Source organism: Streptomyces sp. NPDC040545, from assembly GCF_055595065.1.
Genome location: NZ_JBVIWA010000025.1, coordinates 41,859 through 61,980 on the forward strand (window position 1 = coordinate 41,859; position 20,122 = coordinate 61,980).

A 20,122-nucleotide genomic window follows, 5' to 3' on the forward strand; every position below is an offset into this window, starting at 1 on the left:
TGGCTCAAGGTAAGCCCGGGGGCTTACGGAGGGAAGACAAAGGACAACCCGGGATTGACCGTTCGTCAGTGCACGCGGCGGCCCCGCTGCCAGACCCCGGAAACGAGCGGTACGCCCGGCCGGTAGGCGAGGTGGACATGGCTCGGGGCGTCCAGCAGGGCCAGGTCGGCGCGGGCCCCCGGGGCCACGAGGCCGATGTCGTCGCGGCGCAGGGCGCGGGCACCGCCGGCGGTGGCCGACCAGAGGGCCTCGTCGGGGGTCATCCGCATGTCACGGACGGCGAGCGCGATGCAGAACGGCATCGAACTCGTGTAGGAGGAGCCGGGGTTGCAGTCCGTGGACAGGGCGACGGTGGCGCCCGCGTCGATCAGGCGCCGGGCGTCGGGCCACTGGGCGCGCGTGGAGAACTCGGCGCCGGGCAGCAGGGTGGCGACGGTGGTGCCGGCGGCCTGTACGAGGGCGTCCACGTCGGCGTCGGTGAGGTGGGTGCAGTGGTCGGCGGAGGCGGCTTCGAGCTCGACGGCGAGCTGGACGCCGGGCCCGTAGGAGAGCTGGTTGGCGTGCACGCGGGGGATCAGCCCGGCGGCGGCCCCGGCGGTGAGGATCGCGCGGGCCTGGTCGCCGTCGAAGGCGCCCTTCTCGCAGAAGACGTCCACCCAGCGGGCGTACGGGGCGCAGGCCGCCAGCATCTCGCCGGTGACGAGGTCGACGTAGGCGGCCGGGTCCTCGGCGTAGTCGGGGGAGACGATGTGCGCGCCGAGGTAGGTGACCTCCTCGGTGTGCGCGGCGGCGATGCGCAGGGCGCGGGCCTCGTCGGCGACGGTGAGGCCGTAGCCGGACTTGGTCTCGAAGGTGGTGGTGCCCTGGCGGCGGGCCTCGTCGAGGTGGCGCACCAGGCCCGCCTCCAGCTCCGCGTCGGTGGCGGCGCGGGTGGCGGCGACGGTGGTGCGGATGCCGCCGGCGGAGTAGGCGCGGCCGGACATCCGGGCGTTGAACTCCTGGGTGCGGTCGCCGGCGAAGACGAGGTGGGAGTGGGAGTCGACGAAGCCGGGGATGACGGCCCCGCCCTGCGCGTCGAAGCTCTCGTCCGCGGCCGGCGCGTTGGCGGCGGGGCCGACCCAGGCGATCTTGTCGGCCTCGATGACGACCGTCGCGTCCTGGAGGAGGCCGAGGGGCGAGCCGTCTCCGACGGACGGGTCGTTGGTGACGAGGCTGCCGATGTTGGTGATGGCGGTGGTGGTCATGGGGGTTCCTCTCAGAGGGTTCGTTCCCCCACCCCGCCCTTTCGCCGTTTCCTGGGGCTCCGCCCCAGACCCCGCGCCACAAACGCCGGCGGGGCTGATTTCAGCCCGTCCGGCGTTTGAGGACCGGGTCCGGGCAGAGCCCGGTTTCGGGAAGGGGCGGGGTGGGGGACAGGCCCGCCGCAGGCGCCGCGGTCAGGCGCGCAGGGCTGCGATGGACTCGGACAGGGCCGTCGGGACGTCCCCGACCAGGGTGTGGTGGCCGTCGCGGACCACGTGGCGGCCGCCGACCACCGTGTGGCGGACGTCCGAGGCGGTGGCGGCGAACACCGCCGTCTCGGCACCCAGCCGCGCCGGCGGGCCCGCCGTGCGGACCGAGTCCAGCGCGATCGTGGTGAAGTCCGCGAGCGCGCCCGGCTCCAGGCGGCCCGCGTCGGGGCGCCCGAGGGCGGCGTGGCCGTCCTCGGTGGCGGCGGCGAGGAGGGCGTTCGCCGTCCAGTGGCCCCGGGTCCGGCTGCGCAGGCGCTCGTCGAGCTCCATCGCGCGGGCCTCTTCGAGCAGGTCGATCACGGCGTGGCTGTCGCTGCCCAGGGACAGCGGGCTGCCCGCGTGCTGGAGGCGGGTCGCCGGGCCGATGCCGTCCGCGAGGTCGCGTTCGGTGGTGGGGCACATGCAGGTGCCGGTGGTGGTCCCGCCGAGGAGGGCGATGTCCGTGTCGGTGAGGTGCGTGTTGTGGACGCCGGTGGTGCGCGGGCCGAGCACGCCGTGGTCGGCCAGCAGCTGGGTCGGCGTGCGTCCGTGGGCGGCCTGGCAGGCGTCGTTCTCCGCGGTCTGCTCCGAGAGGTGGACGTGCAGGGGCGCCCGGCGCTCCTCGGCCCAGCCGGCCACGGTGGCCAGTTCGGCTGCGGGGACCGCGCGGACCGAGTGGATCGCGGCGCCGATCAGGGCGTGCTCACGGGGTTTGAGGGCACTCGCGCGCTCGGCCCAGGCCTCGGCGGTGCCGTCGGAGAAGCGCAGCTGGTGGCTGTTGGGGGCCTCGCCGAAGCCCGAGGACAGGTACGCGGTGTCCAGGAGCGTGATCCGGATGCCGGCCGCGGCGGCGGCCTCGATCAGGGCCTCGCCCATCGCGTTCGGGTCGGCGTACGCGGCGCCGCCGGGCGCGTGGTGGACGTAGTGGAACTCGCCGACGTTGGTGATGCCGGCCAGCGCCATCTCGGCGTAGACGGCGCGGGCGAGCGCGAAGTAGCTGTCGGGGGTGAGGTTCTGGGCGACCTTGTACATCAGGTCGCGCCAGGTCCAGAAGGTGCCGGAGCCGACCTGGACCGTCCCGCGCAGGGCCCGGTGGAAGGCGTGGCTGTGCGCGTTGGCCAGCCCGGGGAGGGTGAGGCCGCGCAGCACCTCGGCGCCGGGCGGCGGGGTCTCGACCCCGGTGCGCAGAGCGGCGATCCGCCCGTCGGCGTCCACCTCCAGGGCGACGCCCGGCTCGACATGGGTGCCGAGCCAGGCGTGCTCCAGCCAGTACGTCGTCAACGACATGCCAGGCCTTCCAGTACGTCGGCGAGGGCGAGGACACCGGCCACGCAGTCGTCCTCGGCGGCGAACTCCCGCGGGGAGTGGGAGACGCCGGTCGGGTTCCGCACGAACAGCATGGCGGTCGGGACGGCTGCGGAGAGGATTCCGGCGTCGTGTCCCGCCCCGGTCCCGAGGACGGGGACCGAACCGCCCAGGATCCGGTTCATCTCGTCGCGCAGGGCGTGCTCGAACTCGACGACCGGGGTGAAGGACTCCCGGACGATGCCGAGGTCGATGCCGTCCTGGTCGGCGCGCTCGCGCGCGGCCTTCTCGATGCCCGTGACGACCGTGTCGAGGGTGGCCTGGTCGGCGGCCCGGGAGTCGAGCCAGCCGCGCACGAGCGAGGGGATGGCGTTGACCCCGTTCGGCTCGACCGAGATCTTCCCGAAGGTGGCGACGGCGCCGGCGAGGGCCGCCTCCGTACGGGCCGCGAGCACGGTCGCCGCGTAGGTGAGCATCGGGTCGCGGCGGTCGACCAGCCGGGTGGTGCCGGCGTGGTTGGCCTCGCCGCGGAAGTCGAACCGCCAGCGGCCGTGCGGCCAGATCGCGGAGGCGATGCCGACCCGGTCCCCGGACAGGTCCAGGGCGCGGCCCTGTTCCACGTGCAGCTCGACGAAGGCGCCGATGCGGCCGAGGCGTTCGGGGTCGGCCCCGATGGCCTCGGGGTCGTATCCGGCGGCCTCCATGGCCTGGGGCAGGGAGATGCCCTCGGCGTCCCGCAGCTCGTACGCCTTCTCCTTGGTCAGCTGCCCGGCCGCGAGCCGGGAGCCGACGCAGGCCAGCCCGAAGCGGGCGCCCTCCTCGTCGCCGAAGTTGGTGATGGCGAGCGGCCTGGAGAACTCCGCGCCCCTGCTGCGGAGCTCGTCCAGGGCCGCGAAGGAGGACACCACCCCGAGGGGGCCGTCGAAGGCCCCGCCGTCGGGGACGGAGTCCAGGTGCGAGCCGGTGACCACGGCGTCCCCCGCGAGGGGGTCGCCGAGCCAGGCCCACTGGTTGCCGTTGCGGTCGGTCTCGTACGTCAGCCCGCGCGCCTCGGCCTGCTCCTGGAACCAGGTCCGGCAGTCGGCGTCGGCCCCGCTCCAGGCGTACCGGCGGTATCCGCCGGTGCCGGCGTCGCGGCCGACGGGCGCGAGCTCGGCCCACATGTCGTGGAAGGTCACGCGTCGTCGCCCTCACGCATGGGGACGCGCACGCCGCGCTCGTCGGCGACCGACTCGGCGATGTCGTAGCCGGCGTCGACGTGACGGATGACGCCCATGCCCGGGTCGTTGGTGAGGACGCGGCGGATCTTCTCGCCGGCGAGCGGGGTGCCGTCGGCGACCGTGACCTGGCCCGCGTGGATGGAGCGGCCCATGCCGACACCGCCGCCGTGGTGGATGGAGACCCAGGAGGCGCCGGAGGCCACGTTGACCATGGCGTTGAGCAGCGGCCAGTCGGCGATCGCGTCGGAGCCGTCGAGCATGGCCTCGGTCTCGCGGTACGGGGAGGCCACCGAGCCGCAGTCGAGGTGGTCGCGGCCGATGACCAGCGGCGCGGCGAGGGTGCCGTCGGCGACCATCTCGTTGAAGCGCTCGCCGGCCTTGTCGCGCTCGCCGTAGCCGAGCCAGCAGATGCGCGCGGGCAGGCCCTGGAAGTGGACGCGCTCGCCGGCCATCTTGATCCAGCGGTGCAGGGACTCGTTCTCCGGGAAGAGCTCCAGCATGGCCTTGTCGGTCTTGTGGATGTCCGAGGCCTCGCCGGACAGGGCGGCCCAGCGGAAGGGGCCCTTGCCCTCGCAGAAGAGCGGGCGGATGTAGGCGGGGACGAAGCCGGGGAAGGCGAAGGCGCGGTCGTAGCCGGCCAGCTGGGCCTCGCCGCGGATGGAGTTGCCGTAGTCGAAGACCTCGGCGCCGGCGTCCATGAAGCCGACCATGGCCTCGACGTGCTTGGCCATGGACTCGCGGGCGCGGGTGGTGAAGCCGGCCGGGTCCTTGGCGGCGTAGTCGGCCATGTCGTCGAAGTCGACACCGACGGGCAGGTACGCGAGCGGGTCGTGGGCCGAGGTCTGGTCGGTCACGATGTCGATGGGCGCGCCCTCGGCCAGCATCTGCGGGAGCAGCTCGGCGGCGTTGCCGAGGAGGCCGATGGAGAGGGGCTTGCGGGCGTCGCGGGCCTCGACGGCCAGCTGGAGGGCGTGGCGCAGGTTGTCGGCCTTGACGTCCAGGTAGCGGTGCTCGATGCGGCGGTCGATGGCGCGCGGGTCGACGTCGATACAGATCGCGACGCCGTCGTTCATCGTCACGGCCAGCGGCTGGGCGCCGCCCATGCCGCCGAGGCCGGCGGTCAGGGTGATGGTGCCGGCCAGGGTGCCGCCGAACTTCTTGGCGGCGACGGCGGCGAAGGTCTCGTAGGTGCCCTGGAGGATGCCCTGGGTGCCGATGTAGATCCAGGACCCGGCGGTCATCTGGCCGTACATGGTCAGGCCCAGGTGCTCCAGGCGGCGGAACTCCTCCCAGTTGGCCCAGTCGCCGACGAGGTTGGAGTTGGCGAGCAGGACGCGCGGCGCCCACTCGTGGGTCTGCATCACGCCGACCGGGCGGCCGGACTGGACGAGCATCGTCTCGTCCTGCTTGAGGGTCTGCAGGGTGCGGACCATCGCGTCGTACGAGCGCCAGTCGCGGGCGGCCTTGCCGGTGCCGCCGTAGACGACGAGCTTGTCGGGGTGCTCGGCAACCTCGGGGTCGAGGTTGTTCTGCAGCATCCGCAGGGCGGCCTCCTGCTGCCATCCCAGGGTGCTGAGGTCGGTGCCTCGCGCGGCACGTACGGGGCGGGGTCCTGACATGGCGGTGCCTCCTCCGATGTTGGTCAATCTATTCACATCCTCGCGCCCTGAATAGATTCAGTCAACAGCTGCGGTCGGCCCTGTCGGATGATGGGATGGCCGGCATGGCTGTACACGCGGAGGGCGGGGGCGGCGCCAAGAGCGCCGCCGAGCGCCGGGACCTGGCCGTACGGGCCGCCGTCGAGCAGGGCCTCGTGGGCGGGGGCGACGGCGCGGAGCCCCTGGCCTGCCTGCTGGACGTCGCCGGGATCCGGGCCTCCGCCGCCGCCCTGACCGGCGCCTTCGCGGCCGCCCTCGCGCCCGGCACGCCCGTCCTGCACGCCTTCGCCGTCAAGGCCGCCCCGCTCGTCCCGGTCCTGCGGCTGCTCGCCGACGCCGGGCTCGGCTGCGAGGTGGCCAGCCCCGGGGAGCTGGCGCTGGCCCGGGCGGCGGGCGTCCCCGCCGGCCGGACCGTCCTGGACTCCCCCGCCAAGACGGCGGCCGAGCTGCGCGAGGCCCTGGCCCTGGGCATCGCCGTCAACGCCGACAACCCCCAGGAGCTGGAACGCCTCGACGCGCTCGTCGGCCGGGCGGCCACGCCCACGACGGCCCCGATCGGCCTGCGGATCAACCCGCAGACCGGCGCCGGGGCCATCGACGCCCTGTCCACGGCCACCGCGACCTCGAAGTTCGGCATCGCCCTGCGCGACCCCGGCGCCCGCGCCTGGCTCGTACGGGCCTACCTGGACCGGCCGTGGCTCACCCGGCTGCACATCCACTCGGGCTCGCAGGGCGTTCCCCTGACCCTGATCGCGGAAGGCGTACGGGACCTCCACGCCCTCGCCGAGGAGATCAACGAGGCGGCCGGGCGGCGCCAGGTCGACACCCTCGACATCGGCGGCGGCCTGCCGGTGAACTTCGCCTCGGACGAGGAGACGCCCACCCACGCGGAGTACGTGGCCGCCCTGCGCGAGGCGGTCCCCGCCCTGTTCGACGGCTCGTACGGCCTGGTCACGGAGTTCGGCCGGTCCCTGCTGGCCAAGCACGGCTTGGTCCTGGCGCGGGTCGAGTACACCAAGACCAGCGGGTCCCGGCCGATCGCGCTCACCCACGCCGGGGTCCAGGTGGCGACCCGCACCGCGTACGCCCCGGCGGCCTGGCCGGTGCGGATCCTGCCCTACGACGCCAAGGGCGCCCCGAAGACCGGCGACCCGGTGGCCCAGGACATCGCGGGCCCGGCCTGCTTCGCCGGGGACCTGCTCGCGGCCGCCCGCGAGCTGCCCCGGCTCGCCCCCGGCGACCTGATCGGCGTACCGGACACCGGCGCGTACTTCTTCACGGCCCACTACGGCTACAACAGCCTGCCCCGCCCGGCGGTGCACGGCTTCACGGTGGGCCCGGAGGGCCAGGTCCGCTTCCGCCTTGCCAGGCCGGCGCAGCGCCTCGCCGAGATCGTGGCCGAGGCGGGCGCCGCCCACGGCGACGCCCTGCTGTAGCCGCTGCGCGGGGCCTCCTGGGCTCCGCCGAGACCCGCGCCTCAATCGCCGGCGAGGCTGAATTCGCCCGGCCCGGCCCAACACCTGGGGCGGAGCCCCGGCTCCTTCGGCCGCGCCGGCTATTCCACGAAGAGGCCGCGCGCCGCGGCCCGCGCGTCGAAGGCCTCCAGGCGGGCCTGTGCGTCCGGGAGGGCGTCCGCCATCGACTCCAGCAGCACCCGGCCCAGCAGCATCGGCGCACACGCCGTGTCGAAGGCCAGCCCGGTGCCGACCTGCGCCGGAATCAGCAGGTCCGAGTGGCGGGCCACGGGGGCGAAGGCCGAGTCGGCGACCGTGACCACGGTGAGGCCGGCCCGCCGGGAGCGTTCCAGCGTGTCCACGACCTCCCGCGGGTGGCGGGGCAGCGCGAAGCAGAGCAGCGCCGAGGCCCCCTCGTAGCGCGCCGCGTCGATGCGGTCCTCCATCATCGAGCCGCCCTCGTCGAGGAGCCGTACGTCCGGGTGGACCTTCGACGCGAAGTACGCGAACCCGCGCGCCTGGGAGGAAGCCGCCCGCAGCCCGAGCACCAGCAGCGGGGTCGAGGCCGCGAGCAGCCGCCCCGCCTCCTGGACGGGCGCGGGATCGGCGAGCATCGCCGCCAGCTGCCGCAGGTTCTCGATCTCGCCCAGGACGGCCTGCTGGTACTCGTTGTACGAGTCCTCGTGCGCGGCCTCGGGCCGCTCGGCGGGGGCCACCTCGCGCAGGTGGCGGCGGAGCGCCGGATATCCGTCGAAGCCCAGCGCCACGGCGAACCGGGTCACCGAGGGCTGGCTCACCCCGGCCAGTTCGGCGAGCTCGACGCTCGACAGGAAGGGCACCTCCGCCGCCCCGCGCACCATGCAGTGCGCGATCCGCCGCTGGGTCGGCGTCAGCCGGTGCCCCTCGAACAGCTTCTGCAGCCGCGCGGCCGGGCTGTCACTCATCCCGTCCCCTCCGTCCCGGTGAAATATTCAGTCACGGAGCACTCTGCATGCGGTTATGCAGCGGGGCAAGCCGTGCCCGCGATCCGGATAGGGGGGCTAACCCCAGTGCCGGGGCCCGCCGGGGTTCCTACGGTGGGGGCATGGACGCGCATGCCCAAGAGCTGAAGAAGGAATTCGACGCGACGATGGACGCCCGGCGCGAGCTGGGTCCGGAGTACGAGGCCGCGCTCGTGGACTCGTTCGTCGAGAAGGTCGACACACAGGTCCGGCGCCGGCTCGCGGAGGAGCGCCTGTCCGCGGCCCGCGGTGACGGCCGGGCCCCTTCCGCCGCCCCGGGGGACGGGAACTTCGGCGAACGCTTCGGCTTCGCGATCGTCACCCTGGTCCTGGCGATCCCGCTGTCGGCGATCGCCGTCGCGCAGGCGCGGCTGCCGGGGCTGATCGTCGCCTGGGCGGGGATCGTGGGCGTGAACTTCATCCACGCCCGTCGCCTCCGGCGCGGTACGCAGGATCCCCGGGGCTGACCCCGGGCCCGCAGCCACCGCCCCGCCGCACGGGCGAGTGAGCCGAAGGGGCGCGCCGGGGAGTGAGGGCGAACGCGCGGAGGAAACCGTGAGGCACGAGCGGTTTTCGAGCACGTACGCCGTCACGAGCCGCACAAGGCGCCCCGGAGGCGAACCGAGCCCGGAAAAGGGATTGCGCGGGGACCGCCGCACCCTCGGTCGCCCGAGGGGCGGGACGACGGCGGTCCCCGCGAAGGACACGGCCGGGTCAGGGCCGTCCGCGTCCGTGGCGTACGCGCGGTCCGGGAGCCGCTCCGGAGGTACGCACACGCCGTTCCGTGGTGCCGGCCGGGTTCCGGTCTCCCGGTGTCCCCTGCCGACAACCACCACTGTGCCGGAGCCGTGTTAAGCGGGTGCTGCCGTCACGTGTCATGCCCGTACCGATTGCGCGAAGGCCGTGCCACGAGCCGGGTGCCCGGGGCGGGAGGCGGGCCGTGGGCCCGCGCCCCGTCCCCCGGGCGGGCCGCAGGCTACTTCGCGGACTTGGCCAGGAAGGCCAGCAGGTCCTGACGGCTCACCACACCGGTGGGCTTGCCCTCGACCAGCACGATCGCCGCGTCCGCCTCGCCGAGCACCGCCATCAGCTCGGACACCGGCTCGCCGGAGCCGACCTGCGGCAGCGGGGAGCTCATGTGCTTCTCCAGCGGGTCGGTCAGGGAGGCCCGCTGGGCGAACAGCGCCGCCAGGAGCTCCTTCTCGACCACGGAGCCGATGACCTCGGCGGCCATCACGTCCGGGTGACCGGCGCCGGGCTTGACGATCGGCATCTGCGAGACGCCGTACTCGCGCAGGACCTCGATGGCCTCGCCGACGGTCTCCTCGGGGTGCATGTGGACGAGGGAGGGGATACCGCCCTCCTTGTCGTTCAGCACGTCGCCGATGCGCGCGGCGGGGCCGGCCTCCTCCAGGAAGCCGTGTCCCGCCATCCACTCGTCGCTGAAGATCTTGCTGAGGTAGCCGCGGCCGCTGTCCGGCAGCAGGACGACGACCACGTCGTCCGGGCCCAGGCCCTCGGCCGCCTTCAGCGCGGCGACGACCGCCATGCCGCAGGAGCCGCCGACGAGGAGGCCCTCCTCCTTGGCGAGGCGGCGGGTCATCTGGAAGGAGTCCTTGTCGGACACCGCGATGATCTCGTCGGTGACGTTCGGGTCGTAGGCGGTCGGCCAGAAGTCCTCACCGACGCCCTCGACGAGGTACGGACGGCCCGAGCCGCCGGAGTAGACCGAGCCCTCGGGGTCGGCGCCGATGACCTTGACCTTCCCGCCGCTGACCTCCTTGAGGTAGTTGCCGGTACCGGAGATCGTGCCGCCCGTGCCCACGCCCGCAACGAAGTGGGTGATCTTCCCGTCCGTCTGGTCCCACAGCTCGGGGCCGGTGGTCTCGTAGTGCGAACGGGGGTTGTTCGGGTTGCTGTACTGGTCGGGCTTCCAAGCGCCGGGCTCGCGCGCGAGGCGGTCGGACACGTTGTAGTACGAGTCCGGGTGCTCGGGGTCGACGGCGGTCGGGCAGACCACGACCTCGGCGCCGTACGCGCGCATCACGTTGATCTTGTCCATCGACACCTTGTCAGGGCAGACGAAGATGCACTTGTAGCCCTTCTGCTGGGCCACGATGGCGAGTCCTACACCCGTGTTGCCGCTGGTCGGCTCCACGATGGTGCCGCCGGGCTTGAGGGCTCCGCTCTGCTCGGCGGCCTCGATCATCCGTACGGCGATCCGGTCCTTCACGGATCCACCGGGATTGAAGTACTCGACCTTCGCAAGGACGGTGGCCTGCAGGCCTTCGGTCACACGGTTGAGCTTCACCAGCGGGGTGTTGCCGACGAGGCTGATCATCGAGTCGTGGAATTGCACCATGTTCTCCAAGGAGGGGACTCCACGGGTTCTCCGGGAGGTCCGGCCAGAGTATGCGGAAAGGGATTGGCCGACCGTCCGTACGGGGCAGGTAGGGGTCAATGAGGACCGAGGAGGTGGCCTGAAGGATGTCCAGGGCGAGAACAGCCCGCCGGATCGCGGCGGGGGCAGCGTACGGCGGAGGCGGACTCGGACTGGTCGGGGCCGCCGCGGTCGGGCTGGTGGTGGCCGAGATGCAGTTCGCCAGGCGAGCTGTGGGATCCGGGCTGCCGGAGCCACCGCGGGCCGACGGGCTGTACGGGAGCGAATTCGGCGGGCCGGAGCAGAGCCCGGGTCCGCTGCGCCTGGGCATGCTGGGTGATTCCACGGCCGCGGGACTGGGCGTACGGCGGGCCCGGCAGACCCCGGCGGCCCTGATGGCCTCCGGGCTGGCGGCGGTCGCCGAGCGGCCGGTGGAGCTGCGCAACGTGGCTCTTTCGGGGGCCATGTCGGACGACCTGGACCGGCAGGTGGGCCTGCTGCTGGACGGGGACCGGCCGACCCCGGACGTGTGCGTGATCATGATCGGCGCGAACGACGTGACCCGCCGGATGCCGCCGACCCAGTCGGTGCGGCTGCTCACCGCGGCCGTGCGCAGGCTGCGCCTGGCCGGCTCGGAGGTCGTCGTGGGCACCTGCCCGGACCTGGGCACGATCGAGCCGGTCTACCAGCCGCTGCGCTGGCTGGCGCGCCGGGTCTCGCGCCAGCTGGCCGCCGCGCAGACCATAGGAGTGGTCGCGCTGGGTGCCCGTACGGTCTCCATGGGGGACCTGCTGGGCCCGGAGTTCGCCGCGAACCCGCGCGAGATGTTCGGCCCGGACTCCTACCACCCGTCGGCCGAGGGGTACGCGACCGCCGCCATGGCCGTGCTGCCGACCCTGTGCGCGACACTGGGCCTGTGGCCGGAGTCGGACCGGCTGGACGTGTCCCGGGACGAGGACATGCTGCCGGTGGCGAAGGCCGCGTCGGCCGCGGCGGGCCAGGCGGGCACGGAGGTCACGGCCGCCCGCGGCCCCTGGGTGCTGCTCAAGCACCGCCGCCGGCGGCGGGTGCCTGCCACGGACCCGGCCGAGCCCGTGGTGCCCTGAGAGCCCCTGCGGACGGCGCCCCGCGGGCCGAGTGCGGCCCGTGTCACACGCCCCGGCCGGTGACCTGGACCGTACGGGGCGGTAACTTCGCTTGCGGTCCCGCTCAGAGCCGCAACACACCCTTGGAGTCCCGATGCCCGAAGCCGTCATCGTTTCCACCGCCCGCTCCCCCATCGGGCGCGCCTTCAAGGGGTCCCTCAAGGACGTGCGGCCGGACGACCTGACCGCGACGATCATCCAGGCGGCCCTGGCCAAGGTCCCCGGCCTGGACCCGCGCGAGATCGACGACCTGATGCTGGGCTGCGGCCTGCCGGGCGGCGAGCAGGGCAACAACCTGGCCCGCATCGTGGCCGTGCAGATGGGCATGGACTTCCTGCCCGGCACCACCATCACCCGCTACTGCTCCTCCTCGCTGCAGACCTCCCGCATGGCCCTGCACGCCATCAAGGCGGGCGAGGGCGACGTCTTCATCTCGGCCGGCGTCGAGATGGTGTCGCGGTTCGCCAAGGGCAACTCGGACTCCTGGCCCGACACCCACAACCCGCTCTTCGCCGAGGCCGAGGCCCGTACGGCGGCCGTCGCCGAGTCGACCGGCTCCGGCTGGCACGACCCGCGCGAGGACGGCCTGGTCCCGGACGCGTACATCGCGATGGGCCAGACCGCCGAGAACCTGGCCCGCATCAAGGGCGTGACCCGCCAGGACATGGACGAGTTCGGCGTCCGCTCGCAGAACCTCGCGGAAGAGGCCGTCAAGAACGGCTTCTGGGCCCGTGAGATCACGCCGGTCACCACCCCGGACGGCACGGTCGTCTCCGGGGACGACGGCCCGCGCGCCGGCGTGACCCTGGAGGGCGTGCAGGGCCTCAAGCCCGTCTTCCGCCCCGACGGCCTGGTCACGGCCGCCAACTGCTGCCCGCTGAACGACGGCGCCGCGGCGCTGGTCATCATGAGCGACACCAAGGCCCGCGAGCTGGGCCTGACCCCGCTGGCCCGGATCGTCTCCACCGGTGTCACCGGCCTCTCCCCCGAGATCATGGGCCTGGGCCCGGTCGAGGCGTCGAAGCAGGCCCTGAAGCGGGCCGGCCTCACGGTCGGCGACATCGACCTCTTCGAGATCAACGAGGCCTTCGCGGCGCAGGTCATCCCGTCGTACCGGGACCTGGAGATCCCGCTGGAGAAGCTGAACGTCAACGGCGGAGCCATCGCCGTCGGTCACCCCTTCGGGATGACCGGTGCGCGCATCACCGGCACTCTGATCAACAGCCTGCAGTTCCACGACAAGCAGTTCGGTCTCGAGACCATGTGTGTGGGCGGCGGCCAGGGCATGGCCATGGTGATCGAGCGGCTGAGCTGAGCCGTAGCGGAGGGTAGGGGCTGCCCCGACCGTGTCGACGTGCGGCTCCGCCGCGTGGCGAGGGGCGGCACCTGCCCGCAGCGGTGGCGAAGATCAGCGCGACCGGGAGATCGAGCGTCTGAGCTAATTGGATCAAGAGCGGGCCCCAGACGCCGCAAGGGATCCGGCCGGATCCCTTGCGGCGTACTGACGCCGGATCCAACCCGGTCGCGGCCGACCTGTGACCAAATTTCCCCCAGGATGTGACCTATCTCCTGGGGGATCGGTGTCTGCGCAGGTCAGGGCTGATACGGGTGCGGCGCGTGTGACCAAAGCCCTGTCCATTTCGTGACGTAATGCACTGCACGCCATTCCCAGGTCGGGACACTCTGATGTAGGAAGTCGGGGGATCGAATCACCTCAGGAGTTAGTCAGTGAGCGCCATGTCTCTTGCCCTGCTGCTGACCACGGCCGCTGCCACCGCCGTGGGCGCTGCTGCGCTGCACGCCGTCCACGGTCTGCGCAAGCAGGTCACCGCCCTGCGCACCGAGCTGGCGGTGCCGGTCCACCCCCGCGGTGCGACCGTCCCGCACGCCCGCAGCGCCGTGGAGTCCCCCGCCGCGGAGATACGAGCCGCCGTGGCCGAAGCCCTCGCCGAGGAGCGCGAGCGCGAGCTCGCCGAGGCGCGGGCCTTCTGGGCCGCGCAGGAGGCCCGTGACGCCGCCGACGCCCCTTCGCTGCTGGGCGGTCTGCCGGGGCTCGGCGAGGACAGCCCGGTCTTCCTGCCCCGGCAGGCCGACCTGGTGGGGCTGGAGCCCGTACTCGGCGAGGAGATCCTCGACGAGCTCCCCGGCTACCCCGAGGATTCGGCCGAGCTGGCCGCCGCGCGCCGGCGCCACCCCTCGCACCCCGACTTCGTACCGGTCCAGGCCTCGCACCCCGGCGCCGACCACGAGCGCACGGTGAACCGCCTGGAGGAGCTCGCGGAGGCCCGTACGGCCCTCGCGGACGTCCGCCCGGGCCCGCTCGGCACGCTCGACGTGTACGTCTTCACCGACGGCACGACGCTGTGCATGACCCCGGGACACCGGGAGACCGCGGAGCGCCTCGCCGAGGCCCTGCGCTCGGGCACCGCGCCGGTCCTGCTGGGCGGCTCGGGCATCTCCGGCGCCTACGCGCTGACCTTCTCCTGCGGTGACGCCGAGGACCCCGACAGCAACGTCTACATCCTCGCGGACCGCGTCATCGCATCGCTCTGATCTCCGCCTGCTCCACCAGCCGCACGGCCTCGTCCAGCATCTCGGACGGGGCCTTCGCGCTGTCCGGGGCCGCGGCGCGCAGTGCTTCGGCGAGGTCCAGGCCGGTCACCGCCACCTGATCGCCGACCACGAAGATGCCGGCGTCCGGCACCTCCTGCGGCTCCTGCCCGGGCGTCTCGATCCGCTGGGCCCGTACGGAGAGTTCGCGGGCCAGGTCCAGCGCCGCGGCGGCGGCGCCCTGCTGCAGCCGGCTCTGCGGCGCGGCCCGCAGCCGGTCGGCGAAACGTTCCACGACGGCGGTCAGGGGCGAAGTATCAAGCACCCGGCCGACCTTACGCGCCGCCCGGGCACCATTGCCAACGGGCGAACTCTCCGGCACGGTGGCGTGAAGAGAACAGCACGGCGATACCTCCGGAGGCGCCCATGTCCGTAGAGTTCTCCGAGCAGACACACCGCAACATGATCGACAGAATCCCCCAGACCACCGGTCGTGAAGTCTCCGACTGGCTCCGCACCGTGGACGAAGGCCCCTCACTCGTCCGGTTCGAGGAGAAGGTCAGCTGGCTGCGCGGCGCGCACGAGCTGTCGTACGGCCAGGCCAAGGCGATCATCCACGAGTACGACCTGCGCAGAGCCGCACGCCGGTTCGGCTGAGCCCCCCCCCTCTCCCCCGATATCCGACCGTTCCCGCACCCTGGATGCGGGAAGGCCCCGCGAGCGGTGTGCTCGCGGGGCCTTCCCTGTGCCGTGCGCGGGCCGGTGGCCGGCCCGCGGGTCCTGCTAGTCGTCGCCCGAGAGGATCGAGAAGATGCGCAGCATCTCGACGTAGATCCATACCAGGGTCATGGTGAGGGCGAAGGCCGCCAGCCAGGCCTCCTCGCGCGGGGCACCGTAGGCGATGCCGTCCTCGACCTGCTTGAAGTCGAGGGCGAGGAAGCAGGCGCCGAGGATGACGCCGATGGCGCCGAACAGCAGACCGAGGCCGCCGCTGCGGAAGCCGAGGCCGTCACCGCCGCCGAAGACCGCGAACAGCGAGTTCACGACCATCAGCAGGATGAAGCCCAGCGTCGCCGCCATCACGAAGCCGTAGAAGCGGCGGGTGACGCGGATCCAGCGCATCTTGTACGCGAAGAGCACGGCGGCGAAGACGCACATCGTGCCCATCACGGCCTGCATGACCACGCCGGGGCCGAGGTACGTGCTGACGGCCGCGCTGATGACGCCGAGGAAGACACCCTCGAACGCCGCGTAGGCCAGGACCAGGCCCGGGACGGGCTTGCTCTTGAAGGACTGGATCATCGCGAAGACGAAGGCGATGAGGCCCGCGCCGATGGCGATGCCGTAGGACATGCCGAGGTTGTCCGGGTCGACCGGAAGCGCCACCCAGGCGAGGGTCGCCGTCACGATGAGCGTGCCGAGCGTCATGGCCGAACGGCTCACGACGTCGTCCATGGTCATCACGTTGGCGCGGGCCGGGGCCTGGGGCATGCCGGTGGTCGGGTCGGCCGCGTACGGGTTCGTCGCGTACGGGTTGGTCCCGGCCTGCTGCGGCTGCGCGTCAAAGCCCGCGTAGCCACCGTTGTCGCGGCTGAACCCCCGTCGCGAGAAGACCGGGTTACTGCTCCTCATCTCACTCCTCCGTGGCCACCGAGCGCGGCCTTGCATCAAGAGTAATGCGCTCGCAAAAAAAGCACCCTACTGCTGGAGGAGGATCTTAGGAGAGGCCACGACGGAGCGCAGTAAATAAAGGGAGCCTCACGGAGGACCCCCGTACGCCGACCGGACCGGATCGGCGGGGACGTCCCGGGTCCCGGTCACGCCGCCCCGGGGCGTGCGCCCGGACGCGGCGGTCTCCTCGCCCTTCACCCGGCCCGGTGGCCGGCGGGTCCGCGCCTCGTTGACGCCGTCACGGAAGGCTTCGGCCTTGTCCGTTCGCGGAAGGCGCTCGCGACGTGCGCGTTCCCCGTGTTCCCGGTCCCCGGAAACGGTCAAGTCCCGGGACGGCCGGTCCTGCAGGCCGGGCGCCGTGCCATTGATGGTGCCCGGAGCCGGACTTGAACCGGCACGGCCCGAAGGCCAGCGAGGTTTAAGCTCGCCGTGTCTGCATTCCACCATCCGGGCAAGGCGTGGCGGCCCCCGTTAAAAAGCCTTGAACGCTGAGCCGAGCCTATCCGGATCACTCCCCCTGCCAACCTGCGAACTTTCCGATGTTGTCTGATTTTATTGGCGCTTGAGGGTTCGTCAGACCCGAGAATGCACGGTCGGCCCGCTCTGGACGTCGATCATCACCTGTACGGGAATGACGGGATTTCGATGGCCCACGCCACCCCCCGCGCCACCCTCCCCGCCACCCCGGGCCACCGCCCGCGGATCAGGCTCCTGTCATACCAGAGGAGGACACGAGCCCGCCCGCCGTCAGACTCCAGCGGGGCGAGGAACAGGCACGGCGGCTGATCCGGAGCGGGGGTACCCGCGGCGAGGATGGAAACGTCCCCGCACCGCAGACCGAGGAGCCGTCCCGTGACCACCATGAACTACGCCCCGCACACCGCCCAGGCCGTGGCTGCCCGCGCCACCGGCCTCTCCAAGGTGTACGGCCAGGGCGAGACCCAGGTGGTCGCCCTCAAGAACGTCACGGTGGACTTCACGCAGGGGCAGTTCACCGCGATCATGGGCCCCTCGGGCTCCGGCAAGTCCACGCTGATGCACTGCGTCGCGGGCCTGGACACCTTCTCCGCGGGCTCCGTCCGCATCGGCGACACCGAGCTGGGCAGCCTCAAGGACAAGCAGCTCACCCAGCTCCGCCGGGACAAGATCGGCTTCATCTTCCAGGCCTTCAACCTGCTGCCGACCCTGACCGCCCTGGAGAACATCACGCTCCCCATGGACATCGCCGGCCGCAAGCCCGACAAGCAGTGGCTGGACTCCGTGATCGACATGGTCGGCCTCTCGGGCCGCCTCTCCCACCGCCCCACCCAGCTCTCCGGCGGCCAGCAGCAGCGCGTGGCCGTGGCTCGCGCCCTGGCCTCCCGCCCCGAGATCATCTTCGGTGACGAGCCCACCGGAAACCTCGACTCCCGCTCCGGCGCCGAGGTCCTCGGCTTCCTGCGCAACTCGGTGCGCGAGCTCGGCCAGACCGTGGTGATGGTCACCCACGACCCGGTCGCCGCCTCCTACGCGGACCGCGTCATCTTCCTCGCCGACGGCGAGATCGTCCACGAGATGCACAGCCCCACCGCCGACGGCGTGCTCGACCGGATGAAGGCCTTCGACGCCAAGGGCCGCACCAGCTGACCCGGGATCTCCCTCCCCGCCCCTCCTCCAGACTTCCAGCCCCAGGACTGAGATCCCCCATGTTCCGTACCGCCCTGCGCAACGTCCTCGCGCACAAGGCCCGGCTGCTGATGACGGTGCTCGCCGTCACCCTCGGCGTCGCCTTCGTCTCCGGCACCCTCGTCTTCACCGACACCCTCAAGAAGTCCCTCTCCGGGCAGTCCGCCAAGAGCTACGAGGGCATCGCCGTCTCGGTCACCTCGTACGGCCAGGGCCGCAACGAGCAGGGCGAGAAGGAGGGCGAGCCCGGCCTCGGCCAGCAGACCCTCGACAAGATCAAGGCGCTCCCGGGCGTCGACACCGTCTCCGGCCGCGTCTCGGGCTTCGCCGGAGTCGGCGACGAGGACGGCAAGCTGATCGGCTCCGGCTGGTCCAACCAGGGCGCCAACTACACGCCCGTCAAGGACGGCAAGGACCCGCGCTACGCCTTCGCCCAGGGCGCCGGCCCGGCCAAGGCCGACGAGGTCGCCCTCGACAAGGCCACCGCCGACAAGGGCAACTACAAGGTCGGCGACAAGGTCCGCGTCGCCACCAACGGCCCGGTCAAGGAGTACTCCCTCGCCGGCGTCTTCACCACCGAGGACGGCGCCGTCCAGGCCGGCGGCAGCCTGGTCCTCTTCGAGACCAAGGTCGCCCAGGAGCTCTACCTCAAGCCCGGCTACTTCCAGGAGCTGTCGGTCGGCGCGAAGAACGGCACCTCCGCCGACAAGCTGCTCGCCGACATCAAGCCGCTGCTCGACAAGAACGCCAAGGCGCAGACCGGCGCGGCGCTCGCCGCCGATCAGGCCAAGCAGATCGAGAAGGGCCTCAGCAACCTCAGCACGATGCTGCTCGTCTTCGCCGGCATCTCGCTCTTCGTCGGCGTCTTCCTGATCTACAACACCTTCACCATGCTGGTCACCCAGCGCACCAAGGAGCTGGCCCTGCTGCGCGCCGTCGGCGCCAACCGCGGTCAGGTCATGCGCTCCGTGCTCAGCGAGGCCCTCGTCGTCGGCGTCCTGTCGGCCGCCGTCGGCCTGGTCAGCGGCATCGGCCTGGCGATCGGGATCCGCTCCGTCATCGGCTCCCTCGGCGCCAAGCTGCCGGGCGGCGCACTCGTGATCGCCCCCGGCACCGTCACCGCCGCCCTCGTCATCGGCGTCGTCGTCACCACCGTCGCCGCCGTGCTGCCGGCCTGGCGCACCGGCAAGATCGCCCCGGTCGCCGCCATGGGCAGCGCCCACCTGCCGGCCACCTCGAAGTCCCTGCTCGTACGCAACATCCTCGGCTCGATCATCAGCCTCGGCGGCATCGGCCTGGTCTTCCTGGGCGTGTCCACGGGCGGCGACACGGGCCGCATGACCATGGGCGCCGGCGCCTTCTTCATGCTGATCGGCATGATCGTGCTGCTGCCGCTGCTCTCCAAGCCGGTCATCGGCGCCGTCCGCCCGCTGCTGGCGAAGCTGTTCGGGATCCCCGGCAAGCTGGCCTCCCAGAACGCCGTCCGCAATCCGCGCCGCACCGCGGTCACCGCCGCCTCCCTGGCGATCGGCCTGACCCTGGTCACCACCCTGTCGGTGCTCGGCATCACCGTCGGCAAGGTCGTCGACCGGATGAGCACCGAGAAGCTCAAGGCCGACTACCGGGTCTCCATGTCCTCCGACGCGGGCAGCCTCGACAAGTCCGTGGCCGAGACCCTCGCCAAGGCCCCGGGCATCAAGGCGGTCTCCCCGCAGACGGCCGGCTACTTCCTGGTCGACGGCGACTTCCGGGCCGCCTCCGGCGTCAACCCGGCCACCATCGGCCAGCTCCTCAACGTCGAGGTCCTCAGCGGCTCGCTCGACAGCCTCGGCAAGGGCGAGGTCGCCGTCGCGGAGAAGACCGCCAAGAAGCAGAACGTCACGGTCGGCACCCCGATCAAGCTGAAGTACGACGACGGCCAGCAGGCGTCCGTCAAGGTCGGCGCGATCTACAAGGACATGGAGGGCCTGCTCTCCCCCTACGTCATCGACAACAAGATCCTCTCCGAGCACAGCGAGGAGATGTACATCCCCGAGGTGTACGTCAACGTCGACGGCGGGGCCTCCAAGGCCGCCCAGCAGAAGGTCGTCGACGCCCTCGGCAAGAACCCGGCCATCACCGTCGCCACCCAGCAGGACATGCGCAACGAGATGGGCGGCATGATCAACACGATGCTGAACATCATGTACGGCCTGCTCGGCATGGCACTGGTCATCTCGGTGCTCGGTGTGGTCAACACCCTGGCGATGTCCGTCTTCGAGCGGACCCAGGAGATCGGCATGCTGCGGGCGATCGGTCTCGACCGGGGCCGGGTCAAGAACATGATCCGCCTGGAGGCCGTGGTGATCTCGCTCTTCGGAGCGGTCCTGGGCGTCGCCATCGGCGTCTTCCTCGCCTGGGCCGTGGGCACCACGATCGCGAAGTCCATGCCGAACTACGAACTCATCCTCCCGTGGGACCGGATCGGCATCTTCCTCCTGCTGGCCGCCGTGGTCGGTGTCCTGGCCGCCATGTGGCCGGCCCGCAGCGCCGCCCGCCTGAACATGCTCACCGCCATCAAGACGGAGTAGCACCCGCGGCAGC

General features: G+C 72.0%; 16 protein-coding genes and 1 tRNA gene. 8 read left to right on the forward strand and 9 right to left on the reverse strand.

Annotated elements, in window-relative coordinates; all coding sequences use genetic code 11:
• Positions 1–65: 65 nt before the first annotated feature.
• The 4 genes from hutI to hutU all read right to left on the reverse strand — a co-directional run bounded on the left by hutI (position 66) and on the right by hutU (position 5,634).
• Positions 66–1,244 (reverse strand): imidazolonepropionase, encoded by a 1,179-nt coding sequence (gene hutI, locus ACZ573_RS33405; protein WP_471311700.1) that lies wholly within the window; start codon positions 1,242–1,244, stop codon positions 66–68.
• Positions 1,245–1,436: 192 nt separating this feature from the next.
• Positions 1,437–2,777 carry a formimidoylglutamate deiminase gene (locus tag ACZ573_RS33410; protein ID WP_471311703.1) on the reverse strand — a complete coding sequence of 447 codons (1,341 nt, stop codon included), beginning with the start codon at positions 2,775–2,777 and terminating at the stop codon, positions 1,437–1,439.
• Entirely contained in the window at positions 2,768–3,958 is a 1,191-nt protein-coding gene (locus ACZ573_RS33415) for an allantoate amidohydrolase (RefSeq protein ID WP_471311822.1), read from the reverse strand. Before ACZ573_RS33415 ends, ACZ573_RS33410 begins: the two co-directional genes overlap by 10 nt.
• A gap of 11 nt (positions 3,959–3,969) precedes the next feature.
• Positions 3,970–5,634 carry a urocanate hydratase gene (gene hutU, locus ACZ573_RS33420; RefSeq protein ID WP_471311706.1) on the reverse strand — a complete coding sequence of 555 codons (1,665 nt, stop codon included), beginning with the start codon at positions 5,632–5,634 and terminating at the stop codon, positions 3,970–3,972.
• Between the two features lie 104 nt (positions 5,635–5,738).
• Between hutU and ACZ573_RS33425 the strand changes: the two genes are divergently transcribed.
• Positions 5,739–7,109, forward strand: coding sequence for a type III PLP-dependent enzyme domain-containing protein (locus ACZ573_RS33425; RefSeq protein ID WP_471311709.1), 1,371 nt, complete (start codon positions 5,739–5,741; stop codon positions 7,107–7,109).
• A gap of 119 nt (positions 7,110–7,228) precedes the next feature.
• On the opposite strand, the gene ACZ573_RS33430 is transcribed toward ACZ573_RS33425, so the two are convergent.
• Positions 7,229–8,071 carry a MurR/RpiR family transcriptional regulator gene (locus ACZ573_RS33430; protein WP_471311712.1) on the reverse strand — a complete coding sequence of 281 codons (843 nt, stop codon included), beginning with the start codon at positions 8,069–8,071 and terminating at the stop codon, positions 7,229–7,231.
• A 140-nt stretch (positions 8,072–8,211) separates the two neighbouring features.
• On the opposite strand from ACZ573_RS33430, the gene ACZ573_RS33435 reads away from it, so the two are divergent.
• Positions 8,212–8,595 carry a hypothetical protein gene (locus tag ACZ573_RS33435; RefSeq protein WP_471311715.1) on the forward strand — a complete coding sequence of 128 codons (384 nt, stop codon included), beginning with the start codon at positions 8,212–8,214 and terminating at the stop codon, positions 8,593–8,595.
• A 509-nt stretch (positions 8,596–9,104) separates the two neighbouring features.
• Here ACZ573_RS33435 and ACZ573_RS33440 read toward each other — a convergent pair.
• Positions 9,105–10,487, reverse strand: coding sequence for a cystathionine beta-synthase (locus tag ACZ573_RS33440; protein WP_030016498.1), 1,383 nt, complete (start codon positions 10,485–10,487; stop codon positions 9,105–9,107).
• A 128-nt stretch (positions 10,488–10,615) separates the two neighbouring features.
• Here ACZ573_RS33440 and ACZ573_RS33445 point away from each other — a divergent pair, with 128 nt between their 5' ends.
• From ACZ573_RS33445 to ACZ573_RS33455, 3 genes are all read left to right on the forward strand, one after another.
• Positions 10,616–11,614: an SGNH/GDSL hydrolase family protein gene (locus ACZ573_RS33445; RefSeq protein WP_471311718.1), complete on the forward strand. Its 999-nt coding sequence runs from the start codon at positions 10,616–10,618 to the stop codon at positions 11,612–11,614.
• A gap of 133 nt (positions 11,615–11,747) precedes the next feature.
• Entirely contained in the window at positions 11,748–12,968 is a 1,221-nt protein-coding gene (locus ACZ573_RS33450; RefSeq protein ID WP_471311720.1) for an acetyl-CoA C-acetyltransferase, read from the forward strand.
• 422 nt (positions 12,969–13,390) lie between these two features.
• Positions 13,391–14,206, forward strand: a complete 816-nt coding sequence (locus ACZ573_RS33455; RefSeq protein ID WP_351158759.1) for a hypothetical protein — start codon at positions 13,391–13,393, stop codon at positions 14,204–14,206.
• Here ACZ573_RS33455 and ACZ573_RS33460 read toward each other — a convergent pair.
• Positions 14,190–14,528: a hypothetical protein gene (locus tag ACZ573_RS33460; RefSeq protein WP_471311723.1), complete on the reverse strand. Its 339-nt coding sequence runs from the start codon at positions 14,526–14,528 to the stop codon at positions 14,190–14,192. The two genes, ACZ573_RS33455 and ACZ573_RS33460, sit on opposite strands and share 17 nt — an antisense overlap.
• 101 nt (positions 14,529–14,629) lie before the next feature.
• On the opposite strand from ACZ573_RS33460, the gene ACZ573_RS33465 reads away from it, so the two are divergent.
• Complete coding sequence (locus tag ACZ573_RS33465; protein ID WP_030716449.1) at positions 14,630–14,860, forward strand: DUF4287 domain-containing protein; 231 nt, start codon at positions 14,630–14,632, stop codon at positions 14,858–14,860.
• A gap of 126 nt (positions 14,861–14,986) precedes the next feature.
• On the opposite strand, the gene ACZ573_RS33470 is transcribed toward ACZ573_RS33465, so the two are convergent.
• Complete coding sequence (locus ACZ573_RS33470) at positions 14,987–15,835, reverse strand: Bax inhibitor-1/YccA family protein (protein ID WP_471311726.1); 849 nt, start codon at positions 15,833–15,835, stop codon at positions 14,987–14,989.
• A gap of 407 nt (positions 15,836–16,242) precedes the next feature.
• Positions 16,243–16,327 (reverse strand) — tRNA-Leu (locus ACZ573_RS33475).
• A 408-nt stretch (positions 16,328–16,735) separates the two neighbouring features.
• Between ACZ573_RS33475 and ACZ573_RS33480 the strand changes: the two genes are divergently transcribed.
• The gene (locus tag ACZ573_RS33480) at positions 16,736–17,500 is read left to right on the forward strand and encodes an ABC transporter ATP-binding protein (RefSeq protein ID WP_471311826.1); all 765 of its coding nucleotides are present in this window, start codon (positions 16,736–16,738) and stop codon (positions 17,498–17,500) included.
• A 59-nt stretch (positions 17,501–17,559) separates the two neighbouring features.
• Positions 17,560–20,109 carry an ABC transporter permease gene (locus ACZ573_RS33485; RefSeq protein WP_471311729.1) on the forward strand — a complete coding sequence of 850 codons (2,550 nt, stop codon included), beginning with the start codon at positions 17,560–17,562 and terminating at the stop codon, positions 20,107–20,109.
• The last annotated feature ends 13 nt before the right edge of the window (positions 20,110–20,122 follow it).